We start from the raw sequence: 14,112 nt of genomic DNA on the forward strand, positions 1-14,112 counted from the left end.
AATATTCTAAACGGAGTTATTTTACCGAAATTCGGGATAAGATGATTCTATGAAAAAAATAACCCTAAAGGAGATTGCCCAATATTTTGGTGTTTCCATATCAACGGTTTCCAAGGCTATCAACGATAGTCATGAAATTAGTGATGGACTAAAGGCTAAAATACAGCAGTTTGCCAAGGATAATAAGTACAGGCCAAACAAAGTGGCCCTTAGTTTATTGCAGCGTAAAACAAAGACCATAGGGGTTGTGGTGCCCAATATTCTCAATTATTTTTTTACACAGGTATTTTCAGGGATTGAAAAAGTAGCTAACGAACGCGGGTATATTTTACTTAGCTGTATCAGCGATGAATCCTATGAAAAGGAAGTTGCAACACTTGAATTTCTAGGCGGGGGTACTGTGGATGGATTAATTGTGTCCATGGCAGAGGAAACACAGTTTAAGAACAAACTGGATCATTTTCAGAATATCCTGGACGAACAGATTCCCTTGGTTATGTTCGATCGGGTTTCGGATGAAATCCTATGTGACAAGGTAGTGGTGGATGATTTTGAGGCCGGTTATAAAACCACCAAATATTTTATAAATCTCGGTTGCAGGACGGTTGCCCTGGTTACTGCTATTGACCATTCCAGCGTGGGGAAACTGCGGGTGGAAGGATATAGGAAAGCATTGGAAGAGGCTAATATTCCCTTTGATGATAAATTAATATTAAGGGTAGGCAAGGAGGACGATATGGAAGTTCTGGTGACTTTTTTATTAAATTATAAGTCTATAGATGGTATAATGGCTTTGGATGAAATTACAGCGGTAGAGGTTTTGAAATTGATAAAGTCTAGGGGATATAGAGTACCAGAAGACATTTCCGTTATAGGGTTTACCAATGGCAAATTATCTCGCTACGTAAGTCCGGCACTTACTGCAGTGAGTCAGCACGGTACTTATATAGGGGAAACTGCGGCCAAGGTCCTTATTGAAAGGATAGAGAGCAAGGAATATATGGATTGCACCACCAAGGTGATTAAAACCAGCCTAATCGTTAGGGATTCCACCAAGAGGGTTTAAACTTTACCGATACCAAAAAAAATTAAACCTTAGGTGTTAGCCCTTTTTTTACTACTTGGTTCATATACCCTATTTCTTGAAGGGCTTTATTGGTGAAATCGAACAAGCTTAAACAGCGGTCCAAATTTTGGTTTTCGTAAGATACCTTGTAATAGATATTGTCGTTCAGGTAGTCTGTAAGGGCCCTTAAACCGTGGATGAAGGGCATAAATACAGCTCCCCAAGGCAGAAGGTCAATTTCTTCTTTGTATAAAAAAGGGCCGTTACTCTCCAAGCCCTTTATGAAGGCTTCGAACAAAGGTCTTTCAAAAGTAATCTTGTCGTGATCCTGTTCGTCTTCGGCAGCGGTATTTGCAACGGTTCTTATGGCATCGCCAAAATCAAAATAAAAATATCCCTTCATAATGGTGTCCAGATCTATAAGACAAAGGGCCTTATTGTCTTCTTTGGAGAATAGGATATTGTTTAATTTGGTGTCATTGTGGCAAACCCGTAATGGCAACTTGGAATTGTCCAAAATTTTCAGTTTTTCCAAGGTTTCCTTGGCAAAAACTATGGCCTTTTTGGCAGTTTCCAATTTTTCTGTTTTCGCGGATAGAAGGGATTCCTCAAATTGATTTTCCCTTAACGGCAGATTATGGAATTGTGGAATGGTATCCACAAAATTGTCCAAGGGAGCCTCTGCCAGAAGTTGATGAAATTTTCCTACCACCCTACCGGCCTCGAATGCAATGTCCGTATCCGTGGCATTGTCATAGGCCGTGGTGTTGTTGAGATAGGTCATCAACCTCCAATATCCTGTTTTTTCATCCTTAAAATAGGAATTGTCCGATTCCGTTTTTAAGAGTTCAATGGCCGTGTAATTTTGGTCCTGTAAATGTTGGAATGCGTTGGCGATATTGCCCATTAGCCCATGTACATCCTTAAAGACATTGTGGTTTACCCTTTGAAGAATGTACAATGGATAATGATTGTCCAGGACCAAATAAGTGTCATTGATATAACCCTGGTTTATTCCTTGGAACTCATAGGTTTTCCTATCTATGGAGAAGTTTTTCAACAACTCGTTAAGCTCAACATTTTTATTTTCAATCATGGATAAGCTATTCTAAACATTGTCCCATAGAGGTGAGGTGTACCCATTATTGTCTGTCATTCTCTGTAATTCTGAAACTGCCACGTCCTTATCGCTGGCATAGGTAACCCCAAACCATTGACTTGCGGAAGGAATTACATCTACATCTATCAGATTTTTTGCAATCATTTCCTTTATGGCGAAGGGAAGATAAATTTCCCCTTTGGCATGGTTCTCCTTGTTTCCGATAAAGTCCTTGAGGTACTCTGTAATAAATGGAAATATAGAAGGCTGACATACCCAGAAGTTCATGCTGACCAATTCTTCCCCGGTAAATTTGGTGCCTGAATCCGTATCTATAATCACATTATCTTGGGCCTCTATTTTAGTATGTTCGTTTATGGAGGTTAGTTTTCCATTCTCTGACTTACAGACACCTCTTGAAACTGAACCGTGTTCCGATAAGGTGTTTTTTAGAATGTAGGCAATAAGACCAAAAGTCTCTTTGTTCCCATTGTTTTTAATGAAAGTGGCTGCACTTTCAAAGGCATTTTTTCCGTAATAATCATCCGCATTAATAATGGCGAATGGTCTATCAATTACATTTCTAGCGGTCCATACTGCATGTGCCGTGCCCCATGGTTTTGCTCTTTCACCTGTAAAGGTTACCCCTTCCGGAAGATCGTTTACTTCCTGGGCCAAAACATCCAGTTTAATATTTTTTGGCAATCTGCTGGATAAGTGCTCTTTCAAAAAATCTACATTTTCTTTTTTTGTAATGGCAACTACATGGTCAAAACCATTTTTCAGGGCGTCATAGATACTAAATTCCATTAGGAACTCGTCTTTAGGACCCAAATCATCAAATTGTTTAAGTTTGCCATATCGGCTACCACTTCCGGCCGCCATTAAAAGTAATGTCATAATTGGTTATTTTTAAGTTTACAAAAATATAGTTTTTATCATAAAGGGGCTTCTAGAACGGATTATTTAAAAAATTAGTTTCTAATTGTACTGTTTTTAACGATTATTTAAATTAAGGCAGGCTTCAAATCCTTGAGAAGAATGATTATTTCGGCAATTAAATGGTCTGGAATCGTGGGACTTAGTTTATGGATGATAGTGAAACCTGATAAGTGTCATATTTTTAAAGTCCGTGTCATGCTACTTTTGTGGCTATTGCAAACAACAATAGCTTATGACCAATTTAGTTCAAAAATACAATATCCCCGGTCCCAGATATACCAGCTACCCTACGGTTCCCTATTGGGATCTGGAATCTTTTTCTGGCCGTCAATGGCAAAATACCTTAATCAAGAATTTTAATGAAAGTAACGAAGAGGAGGGCATAAGTCTATATATCCATTTGCCTTTTTGCGAAAGCCTCTGTACCTTTTGTGGATGTCATAAAAGAATTACCAAGCGGCATGAAGTTGAAAATCCGTATATCAGCGATGTGTTGAAGGAGTGGAAACTTTATTGTGATCTATTTGAAACAAAACCAAGGATAAAGGAGCTTCATCTGGGGGGTGGAACCCCTACTTTCTTCTCGCCGGAAAATTTGACAAGGCTTATCAACGGTATTTTTACCTCGGCCACCCGTGCAGAGAATTACGAGTTTAGTTTTGAAGGACATCCAAATAACACCACCAAAGAACATCTAAAGGCTCTTTATGATGTCGGGTTTAGACGGGTAAGTTATGGGGTTCAGGATTATAACAAGAAGGTTCAGCTTGCCATTCATAGGCTGCAACCTTTTGAAAATGTAAAAAATGTTACCCAAGGGGCCAGGGAAATAGGATATACTTCCGTAGGCCATGATATTATTTTTGGTTTGCCCTTCCAAACGAAGGAAGATGTTGCCGAAACTATTTTAAAGACCAAGGAATTAATGCCAGATCGATTGGCCTTCTATAGTTATGCACATGTTCCTTGGTTAAAAGGTAATGGACAAAGAGGGTATAAGGATTCGGATTTGCCAACGGCGGAGGAGAAGCGGGAGCAGTATGAGATGGGCAAGACATTGTTGGCTGAAGTGGGCTATTCGGAAATAGGAATGGATCATTTTTCACTAAAGACAGACTCGCTATTCAAGGCTATGGAGAACGGAACCTTACATAGGAATTTTATGGGCTATACCGCCTCTAAGACCAGAGTAATGGTAGGTTTGGGAATTTCCAGTATAAGTGATAGTTGGGATAGCTTTGCGCAAAATGTAAAAAGCCTGGAAGAGTATCATCACCTAGTGGAAAGTAACATTATTCCTATTTATAGAGGTCATATTTTAACCGAAGAAGACAGGGTTATTCGCAGGCATATCTTAAATTTAATGTGTAAATTTAGGACGAGCTGGGTGAATGAAAATGAAAGGTTTGACGAATTGGATGAGGTCAAGGACAAACTAAAGGAAATGGCTTTGGATGGTTTGGTGGAAATTGTTTCCAATGGTATTTATGTTACCGAAAAAGGAAGGCCTTTTGTACGCAATGTGTGTATGGCGTTCGATTTGTTCCTGCATCGCAAGGCACCGGATACTAGATTGTTTTCGATGACTATTTAGTTGTGCTGGACTATTTTTTAAACTCTTGATAATAAAATCAGTAAAAATAAATCTATGAAAAAAATTATTGTACCTGTCGATTTTTCAGAACAATCTGAAAATGCCCTTAAAACGGCCGCTTCCATTGCTACAAAATACGGATCCGAGATTTTTGTCCTGCATATGCTGGAATTGTCGGAGGCCCTTGTTTCCTCCAATGAGCAGGCGCACTATGAGCAAGCCGTGTTCTTAATAAAATTGGCAGAAAAAAGGTTTGAAACATTTTTGGAAAAGCCATATCTAAAGGGAATCAAGATTACCCCTATAGTTAAGCATCATAAAGTGTATAGCGAAGTTAACGCGGTAGCAGAAAAGCATCAGGCAGATCTAATTGTTATGGGGTCTCAGGGGGCCGACGGAATCAAAGAAATTTTTGTGGGTTCCAATGCGGAGAAAATGGTCAGAAATTCCAATGTTCCCGTTTTGGTCATCAAAGACTATATTGAGGGTTTTGAGGTAAAGAGATTTGTTTTTGCCTGTGATTTTGAGGAAGAAAATCTAGAAGCCTTTCAAAGGGCCAAGAAATTGGCGGATAAGCTGGCTGCTGAATTGATTTTGGTAAATATAAATACTCCAGGAGATAATTTTCTGAGCACTAAGGATGCTTTTAAGAAAATTAATAGGTTCCTGCATTTGGCCAAGGCGAGTTTGGAAGTCGAGATTTATAACGACTATAGTGTAGAGAGGGGAATACTTGCTTTTAGTGAAAGCAGGAATGCCGATTTAATAGGATTGCCCACTCATGGTAGAAAGGGGTTGACCCATTTCCTAATGGGAAGTATAGGGGAAGATGTGACCAATCATTCCAAAATACCCGTTATCACTTTTAAAATTTAGAGGACTAGGAAATCAATAAGGCCAGGAACCCAACCTGGCCATCATAGTCCATGCCGAGGATTGGTTAAACTGCTTGTAGTACGTAATGTTTAAATTGTTATATTTGAGATACATGGGGTCTAGCATCACGGTTCAATTCCCATGATACTCGATATGAAAATTAACTACTTCATTTTTCTATGTGCTGCTTTTATTTTCAATTCAGTAAAAGCACAAGAAGATATTCTGCTTAAGGATTACGAGCCAGTATCCATTTATAATACCCCTAATACCAAGGTCTCCAAAGCTAAGTTTCCTGTGGTGGATTTTCATTCGCATCCCTATCCAAAATCGGAACAGGAAATAAGCGATTGGGTGAAGACAATGGACCGGGCAGGGATTGCAAAATCTATTATACTCACTTATCAGACAGGGAAGTCCTTTGACAATATCGTTAATCTTTATTCCAAATACGGGGACCGTTTTGAGCTTTGGTGCGGCTTCGATTTTACCGGTTATGAAGAAAAAGGCTGGTGCAAGCGCGCGGTAAAGGAATTGGAAAGATGTTTTAGGATGGGAGCAAAAGGCGTTGGTGAATTGGGCGATAAGGGTTTTGGGTTTTTTTACTCTAAGCCAACACCGGCAAAAGGAATGCATGCCGATGATAAGAGGATGAAACCATTATGGGAAAAATGTGGTGAATTGGGCATGCCGGTGAGTTTTCATGTGGCTGATCCCATGTGGATGTACGAACCAATGGATGTCCATAATGATGGGCTGATGAATGCATACAAATGGAGAATAGATACAACAAGGGAAGGGCTATTAACGCATGCAGAACTAATTACTACCTTGGAAAATGCGGTTAGGGAAAATCCAAAAACCACTTTTATTGCCTGTCACTTTGCTAATTGTAGTTATGATCTGGATATTTTGGGGAGACTTTTGGATAAATATGATAATATGTACGCTGATATTTCTGCCAGATATGCGGAAACGGCGGCAGTTCCACGTTATACGAAACGTTTTTATGAAAAGTATCAGGATAAATTGGTCTATGGTACCGATATGGGAACCGACCCGGAAATGTACGAATTAACCTTTCGTATTCTGGAAAGCGAGGATGAACATTTTTATGACCGGAATATATCTTCCTATCATTGGTCGTTTAACGGGTTGGGTCTTAGCGATGAGGTTTTGAAGAAAGTATATAGCGAAAATGCCAAGAAAATCCTGGACTAGGCAATATTGCCTTTTATCTTAAATGCAGTTATTTTTGGAGCATGGGGAAAAGAGTCCTAATTTCTTCATCAGTGGGCTGCTTGCCGTACTCACATATTTCAAAACCCTCTATATGTTTGGCGCTGGAAGCTTTTGTCCCGTACCATTTTTCAGCACATTTAAGGAGGGCCTCCTTGGGAGGTTGTGATCGCCAATTGGCCAACATTTCCAATCTGCCCTTATCATCCTTGGGCACTTTGTCCAAATTTCCTGCTGTCCAGGGAAGCCATTCAAAGAATTGTGATTTGTGTGCCGACATGGCATACACTTTTTGATCAAAAACAGCATCGATAATTACGGCGATATCGGGTTCGAACGGACTGGGTTTTTGAAAACTATCTTCCGAGTAAAGGAAAACAGGATTTTTTTGGAGCGGTGGCACTTCCGGGGCTACATTGGGAACTATTACCATATAGGCGGCGTCCTGTACCAAAACCCCTGTATACCTATGGTCCGGATGATAGTCATTGGGTCTAGGGGCAATGACCACATCGGCATTCCATTTTCTAATTTCACGTATCACCTTTAGTCGATTTTCCAAAGTAGGCATCAATTCCCCATCATGGTTGTCCAATACCGTATATTCCACCCCAAACCTTTTACCAGCTTCCTTGGCCTCTGCAATTCTTATTTTGGCAAGTTCCCCACCGCCCATGGCATAATGACCGGCATCACCGTTGGTCAAGGAAACAAACTTTACATTGTGGCCCATCTTGGCGAGTAAAATAGCCGTACCCCCGGTGTCGATATCGCAATCATCGGGATGTGCGCCAAAAACGATGACGTTTATTTTTTCGTTCTGTGAAAATAATACCGTCCAATTTAAAAGGAGATAACATAGAAGTATGATTTTCTTCATTGGAGTATGTTTGTGGTTGGGTGAATATGCACTATGCAAAAATTGATTGGGCATGCTTACTAAAGCTAGAACCCTATGTACCTGAAATTTACATTATTTTTAGCTACACTACAAGTTTAAAAGGCTGGCGGAAAGGAGAATTAATGACATTCCAAGGTGCTGTCAACAACCTCCATGACAGGTTCGGGAGAAATATAGGGGATACCAAGTCCCATTCCCCTTAAAATAAATAGCAGTCCTACGAGGATTACAAAAACCGGGATCAATCGCTGAACCGATTTTTTTGCCGAGCCTTTTAACATACTGCCAAAATAGACGGCAGTGGTCATTAAAGGTATGGTGCCTAGTCCAAATAGGGTCATGAACAATGCGCCAAGCCAGGGGTTGGCAGTGGCAATACTGCCAAAAAGGGCCATATAAACCAATCCACAGGGCAGTAATCCGTTTAGGAAGCCAATGGTGAGAAAGGTGTCCGGACTCTTTCTTTGTAATTCCTTGCCAAGTCGACTTTTTATTTTAGTCAAGAAGGAATAAATGGGTTTGGAGAAATTGTATTTGCCAAAGGTTTTATAAGGAATAAGGATTACAACAATCATCAGGACTCCGATGATAATGGAAAGTCTTTGCTGTAGGCCAAAGACATAAAGTCCTTTGCCCAAAAATCCAAAAATAAGACCTATTAGACTGTAGGAGGTAAGCCTGCCCATATGGTAAAGAAAGACCTGAAATAATTTTTTGGCCGGTTTGTTATGATCTACCGGTAACATAAAGGCAATAGGGCCGCACATTCCAACACAGTGGAAGCTTCCCATTAGACCCAAAATTACGGCAGATAACAACATAGTTATAGGTATTGACCTTAATAGTGTTTACACACTTTATTTGTATTGGCGATAGGTTATTTTTTTCTTAAACAAATAGGCTTCACCATTGTATTCCCAGGATACTTTAATGTCCCAGCGACCATCCAACAAACGATTGTCAGGTATGAGCAAATAGTCTTGGGATAGACTTACAGGTAAGTCAAAATCCAAGTGCTTGTTAGATGGTCTGTATAGGGACACTGTGCCTTTGATATTTTCTATACTCAAGTTGTTAGGGAAGACCACTTTTATACCTTTATCGGTTGTTTCCAATGTTAGGTCTACTTCTTTGGTACGCGAATTATTTTCTGCATCAATTTCATCCTGATATCCCAATTCCGCTCCATAGTAATTCTCTGTTACCAAATCGTGATTGGCTTTATTATCCATGCTCATTCGAACAACAAAAAACAGTATAAAACTTATAAACCCTATAAAGGCTAGTACAATTCCGGTTCCCCAATTAATTTTCATGGCTTTTTTATTTAGTTTCGATTTCCTTTACATTGGAAAATCTATTCGTTTTTTAGGTGTTTCACCTATCTTCTTTAATTTACTTATAGCTTCTGGGGCCTAAAAATCTGGCCGTAGCCGTTTCAATTAATTTATCCCCACTATAGACTCCGATACTCAATTTGTTCTTGTCACCTTCCAAAGCCGAATTGTTTATTTCTACAAATAGGGTGCCTTCCGCCAATCCTTGTGCGGGTACCGTAAAAAGTTCATGCCTAACCAGGTTGATGGTCCCTTTGTGCGATATCAGCTTAAAGCTTACGTTGGGTATATCCTTGGTGGTTTTGTTTACCAATTTATACGTATAAACGTTGCTGATGATATTGTCTTCCTTATGCTCGTACAGTTGACCTGGTAGCCTTAAGATATTTGCTTCCACCTCATTTCTTAAAAACAGCATTCCGATCAAGATTCCGGTAAGAATTACAAGTACCGCAGTATAACCTTTTAGTCGGGGTGTAAACTTGAACTTGGACTTTTTCTCAATATTGTCTTCGCTGGCATACCGGATAAGTCCCTTGGGAAGGTTTACCTTTTCCATTATGGTGTCGCACTCATCAATACAAGCTGTACAGTTGACACATTCCAACTGGGTTCCGTTTCTTATATCTATACCTGTTGGGCAGACGTTTACGCATTGAAAACAGTCAATACAGTCACCATGTCCAAGAGCTTCCCTGTCTTCTCCTTTTCTAAACTTTTTTCTTCCGTTTTCAGCCTCTCCACGCTTATGGTCGTAGGCAACAACAATAGACTTATTGTCCAGAAGTACGCCTTGCATCCTTCCATAGGGGCAAGCTATGATACATACTTGCTCTCTGAACCAGGCAAACACAAAATAGAATACCGCAGTAAAAATTAAAAGTGAAACCAGGGTACTTACATGTTGTAATGGGCCATCGGTGATATATTCTATCAATCGGTCACTACCTATTAAATAGGCCAGGAATACATTGGCTATTAAAAAGGAAATGAAGAAAAATACAATCAGTTTTAGGGCACGTTTCCTGATTTTCTCTGCGTTCCAAGGCTGTTTGCTAAGACGTATTTGGGCACCTCGGTCCCCATCGATCCAAAATTCGATCCTTCTGAATACCATTTCCATAAAGATCGTTTGGGGGCACATCCAGCCACAAAAAATTCGCCCAAAGGCAACTGTAAATAGCGCTATGAATATTACCCCGATGATCATGGAAATTACAAAAAGATGAAAATCCTGTGGCCAAAAAGGAAACCCAAAAATATTGAAACGCCTTTCCAGAACATTGAACATTAGAAACTGGTTCCCGTTCACTTTTACGAAGGGAGCAAGAAATAGAAATGCCAAAAGAACATAACTTACATACTTGCGATATTCATAAAACTTGCCACTTGGCTTTTTTGGAAATATCCATGCCCTTTTCCCCTCCTCATTAATTGTTCCTATGGAGTCTCTAAAATTGTCCTGGTCCTGTGCCATTTCTTTGTTCTACTTTATTGTAATTATGGGCAAGCGTAAAAATGTTCCCAATAAGGTTTTAAGTGTCTACTCTCCAGTCCAGATTTCGCCTTCTGCAGCCTTTGGATTGGCAGGTGTCTTGCCGTTTATTTCCGAGAGAATAAAACTGGCTACCTGGGCTATTTCGGCAGGCTTAAGGGTTTGTTTCCAGGCTATCATTCCCTTTCCATCCCTTCCACCTTCTGAAATGGTATGGAAAACGTTTTTCACCCCACCTCCCAAGATCCAATATTCGTCGGTAAGATTTGGTCCAATACCGCCACCTCCGTCCGGCATATGGCAAGCTACACAATTGGCACTGTATATTGCCCCACCAGCCTTAATATCGGAGGCTTCGGTCAATAGTTCTACCGTGTTGGCATCTACCAGGCCTTTTGCTGTTTTTTTATAGGCTTCAATAGCTATTTGGGCCTCGGCCACTTCCTGTTCATATTCCATGTTCTGGGTGTAATCATTAAATACGTGGAAACGGGCCAGGTAAACCACACCGAAAATTATGGTGGCATAGAACATATACACCCACCAAGGTGGAAGATTGTTGTCCAATTCACGGATACCGTCATAATTGTGGTCCAGGATAATTTCCTTTTCTTCCTCAACAGGTTTGTTTCCGGTCATTTTTTTCCAGAATTCCTTACCCCATTTCCACTCCCATTGCTTGGATTTGGTTTCTAAATAGCGCTTTTGTGCTTCAGGTGATAATGTTTGGAACATTACGTTTTCCACTGATTTAAGAATCAATTCAATTCCCACCAATATGAACAACACCACCAACATAAACACGAGGGTTATGGGATATTCAATAAATGCGGGTTTGTCCCCGGAGTCAATAAAATACTCCATCAATCCGAAGATTAGGAAAAAGATTAGTGGGACTCTTATCCACCAAGGTGACATATTTCTCATAACGATTCTTCTTTAGGTTGGTTTTCTTCTGTTTCTAATGGTATTTGGCTAACTTCTTTTATATGTTCTTTAGAGGCAGTAAATACCCACCAGAAAAGAATGGTAAAAAACAAAAAGAAGATTAACAGTGATATCATGGGATAGGTGGCAACGCCATCTATGCTTTCCATATAACCTTTTACAAATTTTAGCATGACTTATTTGTTTTGTGAAATTATTTCGTCCGTTTCCTTTATTTTTATATCTGTTCCCAGACGTTGTAGATAGGCTATCATGGCTACAATTTCCCTATCCTTCATTTCTATGAATTCTTCCCCGTTTTCTGCGGCATATTTTTTGTCTTCCTCATACCCTTTGGCGAAATCCGGATCTGAGTATAGATTTTTTTCTATTTTGGTTGCTTGCTCAAGCATAGCTTGTTCGGCGTTCGCAATCTCCTCCTCGGAATAAGGAACTCCTAGGGTAACCATGGTCTCCATTTTTGTCTTAATGTTACTTCTGTCATGCCTATTGCGCACCAACCATGAATAGGAGGGCATAATAGAGCCTGAAGAGGTACTTTGTGGGTCATACATATGGTTCAAGTGCCAATTGTCCGAATATTTCCCACCAACCCTTAATAAATCTGGTCCGGTACGCTTACTTCCCCATAGGAAAGGATGGTCATATACATATTCTCCAGCTTTGGAGTACTCGCCATAGCGCTCTACCTCACTTCGGAAAGGTCTTACCATTTGGGAATGACAGCCAACACAGCCCTCCCGTATATAAAGATCTCTCCCCTCCAATTCTAGAGGAGTATAGGGTTTAACACTTGTAATTGTCGGTATGTTCGATTTTACCAGAATAGTGGGTACAATCTGGATAATTCCCCCGATCAGAATGGCAATGGTAGCCAAAATGGTTAATTGTATGGGCTTGCGCTCTAACCAAGTGTGGAAAGTTTCTCCAGCGGTTCTTTTCTTGGATACGGTGGTCAATGCGGCCGCTTCTGCCAGTTCATCCTCAACATTTGTACCCTGCTTAATGGTAACAACTACGTTGTAGATCATGACAATTGCTCCAATAATGTACATGGTGCCACCAATGGCCCTCATCCAGTACATGGGGATAATTTCATTTACAGTCTCCAAAAAGTTACCATAGGCCAAGGTGCCATCTGGGTTAAATTCTTTCCACATTAAAGCCTGGGTAAAACCAGCAACATACATGGGAAGTGCGTAAAGTATGATTCCTAATGTGCCGATCCAGAAATGGAAATTGGCCATGGGAAGGGAGTGCAATCTGGTCTTGAACATTTTAGGAACCAACCAGTAGATCATCCCGAAAGTCAAGAATCCGTTCCATGCCAAGGCTCCTACGTGTACGTGCGCAATAATCCAATCGCTAAAATGCGCTATGGCATTTACATTTTTAAGGGAAAGCATTGGACCTTCAAAAGTGGCCATACCGTAACCGGTAATGGCGACAACCATAAATTTCAAAACCGGGTCTGTCCTTACCTTGTCCCAAGCTCCACGTAAAGTCAAAAGTCCATTGATCATACCTCCCCAGGATGGTGCGATCAGCATTATAGAAAAGGCTACCCCTAAATTTTGGGCCCATTCCGGTAAAGTGGAATATAGTAAGTGGTGAGGTCCGGCCCAGATGTAGATAAATATCAAGGACCAAAAGTGTACAATCGATAATCGATAGGAATATACAGGCCTATTGGCTGCTTTGGGTACAAAGTAGTACATTAATCCCAAGAAAGGTGTGGTAAGGAAGAAGGCAACTGCGTTGTGCCCGTACCACCACTGTACCAGTGCATCCTGTACCCCGGCATATACCGAGTAACTTTTAAACGCACTAACCGGTAGGGCAAGACTATTAAAGATATGAAGTACTGCAACTGTTACAAATGTGGCCAGGTAGAACCAAATGGCCACGTATAAATGGCGCTGTCTTCTCTTTAGCATTGTCCCGATAAGGTTCCAGCCAAAGGCTACCCAGACCACCGCAATGGCTAAATCTATAGGCCATTCCAGCTCAGCATATTCCTTTGATGAGGAGTAACCCAAGGGTAGGGTAATTGCCGCTGCTACTATGATAGCTTGCCATCCCCAGAAATTAAAATTACTTAGGGCATCGCTAAACATTCTCGCCTTTAACAAACGCTGGGTAGAATAATAAACGCCGGCAAAAATGGCATTTCCCACAAAGGCAAAAATAACCGCGTTGGTGTGTAAAGGTCTTAAACGGCCAAAACTCAACCAGGATATCCCATCGGTTAAATTTGGAAAAAGAAACATAAAGGCAAGTAATAAACCTACCGACATTCCTACAATTCCCCAAAACATAGTTGCATAAAGGAATTTTTTTACGATTTTGTTATCGTAATAAAACTGTTGTACTTCCATAATTACAATTTTTGACTTTCACTTTTTTGGTTAGATATTTCTTCGGTCTTCTCGGAAGAACTTTTTACAAGTTCATCTTCAAAGAGCATACGAACGGATGGGGTATAGGAATCATCATATTGACCACTCTTGGTAGCAATAATAAAAGCCGCAAAAAAAATGACGGCTACAACAATACTCAATGTCAACAATAAATAAATAACACTCATACCTACCTGAATTAGGGCGTAAAACTAA

Annotated in this window: 14 protein-coding genes; 4 read left to right on the plus strand and 10 right to left on the minus strand. The window is 40.3% G+C overall.

Annotated elements, in window-relative coordinates:
- Nucleotides 1-49 precede the first annotated feature (49 nt).
- Nucleotides 50-1,066: a LacI family DNA-binding transcriptional regulator gene (locus KO529_RS07535; RefSeq protein WP_215947307.1), complete on the plus strand. Its 1,017-nt coding sequence runs from the start codon at nucleotides 50-52 to the stop codon at nucleotides 1,064-1,066.
- Nucleotides 1,067-1,088: 22 nt separating this feature from the next.
- Here KO529_RS07535 and KO529_RS07540 read toward each other — a convergent pair whose 3' ends face one another.
- Both KO529_RS07540 and KO529_RS07545 read right to left on the minus strand, forming a co-directional pair.
- Complete coding sequence (locus KO529_RS07540) at nucleotides 1,089-2,162, minus strand: phosphotransferase enzyme family protein (protein ID WP_215947308.1); 1,074 nt, start codon at nucleotides 2,160-2,162, stop codon at nucleotides 1,089-1,091.
- A gap of 12 nt (nucleotides 2,163-2,174) precedes the next feature.
- Nucleotides 2,175-3,065: a nucleotidyltransferase family protein gene (locus KO529_RS07545; RefSeq protein ID WP_252734342.1), complete on the minus strand. Its 891-nt coding sequence runs from the start codon at nucleotides 3,063-3,065 to the stop codon at nucleotides 2,175-2,177.
- 274 nt (nucleotides 3,066-3,339) lie between these two features.
- Here KO529_RS07545 and hemN point away from each other — a divergent pair, with 274 nt between their 5' ends.
- From hemN to KO529_RS07560, 3 genes are all read left to right on the plus strand, one after another.
- Complete coding sequence (gene hemN / locus KO529_RS07550) at nucleotides 3,340-4,701, plus strand: oxygen-independent coproporphyrinogen III oxidase (RefSeq protein ID WP_215947309.1); 1,362 nt, start codon at nucleotides 3,340-3,342, stop codon at nucleotides 4,699-4,701.
- A gap of 54 nt (nucleotides 4,702-4,755) precedes the next feature.
- A complete protein-coding gene (locus KO529_RS07555) occupies nucleotides 4,756-5,577 on the plus strand; it encodes a universal stress protein (protein ID WP_215947310.1) in 822 nt (273 codons plus the stop codon).
- Nucleotides 5,578-5,730: 153 nt separating this feature from the next.
- Nucleotides 5,731-6,798: an amidohydrolase family protein gene (locus KO529_RS07560; RefSeq protein WP_215947311.1), complete on the plus strand. Its 1,068-nt coding sequence runs from the start codon at nucleotides 5,731-5,733 to the stop codon at nucleotides 6,796-6,798.
- A 28-nt stretch (nucleotides 6,799-6,826) separates the two neighbouring features.
- On the opposite strand, the gene KO529_RS07565 is transcribed toward KO529_RS07560, so the two are convergent.
- From KO529_RS07565 to ccoS, 8 genes are all read right to left on the minus strand, one after another.
- Nucleotides 6,827-7,696, minus strand: coding sequence for a PIG-L deacetylase family protein (locus tag KO529_RS07565; protein ID WP_215947312.1), 870 nt, complete (start codon nucleotides 7,694-7,696; stop codon nucleotides 6,827-6,829).
- Between the two features lie 140 nt (nucleotides 7,697-7,836).
- Nucleotides 7,837-8,538, minus strand: a complete 702-nt coding sequence (locus KO529_RS07570; RefSeq protein WP_215947313.1) for a sulfite exporter TauE/SafE family protein — start codon at nucleotides 8,536-8,538, stop codon at nucleotides 7,837-7,839.
- A 36-nt stretch (nucleotides 8,539-8,574) separates the two neighbouring features.
- Nucleotides 8,575-9,033: a FixH family protein gene (locus KO529_RS07575; protein WP_215947314.1), complete on the minus strand. Its 459-nt coding sequence runs from the start codon at nucleotides 9,031-9,033 to the stop codon at nucleotides 8,575-8,577.
- 79 nt (nucleotides 9,034-9,112) lie between these two features.
- Nucleotides 9,113-10,531, minus strand: a complete 1,419-nt coding sequence (gene ccoG / locus KO529_RS07580) for a cytochrome c oxidase accessory protein CcoG (RefSeq protein ID WP_215947315.1) — start codon at nucleotides 10,529-10,531, stop codon at nucleotides 9,113-9,115.
- A 66-nt stretch (nucleotides 10,532-10,597) separates the two neighbouring features.
- Nucleotides 10,598-11,476, minus strand: coding sequence for a cbb3-type cytochrome c oxidase N-terminal domain-containing protein (locus tag KO529_RS07585; RefSeq protein ID WP_215947316.1), 879 nt, complete (start codon nucleotides 11,474-11,476; stop codon nucleotides 10,598-10,600).
- Nucleotides 11,473-11,670, minus strand: a complete 198-nt coding sequence (locus tag KO529_RS07590) for a cytochrome C oxidase subunit IV (RefSeq protein WP_072863023.1) — start codon at nucleotides 11,668-11,670, stop codon at nucleotides 11,473-11,475. Before KO529_RS07590 ends, KO529_RS07585 begins: the two co-directional genes overlap by 4 nt.
- A 3-nt stretch (nucleotides 11,671-11,673) precedes the next feature.
- Nucleotides 11,674-13,875 carry a cytochrome-c oxidase, cbb3-type subunit I gene (gene ccoN / locus KO529_RS07595; RefSeq protein ID WP_215947317.1) on the minus strand — a complete coding sequence of 734 codons (2,202 nt, stop codon included), beginning with the start codon at nucleotides 13,873-13,875 and terminating at the stop codon, nucleotides 11,674-11,676.
- Between the two features lie 2 nt (nucleotides 13,876-13,877).
- On the minus strand, nucleotides 13,878-14,084 hold the full coding sequence (gene ccoS, locus KO529_RS07600; protein WP_215947318.1) for a cbb3-type cytochrome oxidase assembly protein CcoS: 207 nt from the start codon (nucleotides 14,082-14,084) through the stop codon (nucleotides 13,878-13,880).
- Nucleotides 14,085-14,112: the final 28 nt, after the last annotated feature.

The organism is Arenibacter algicola (assembly GCF_018860365.1).
GTDB lineage: Bacteria > Bacteroidota > Bacteroidia > Flavobacteriales > Flavobacteriaceae > Arenibacter > Arenibacter algicola_B.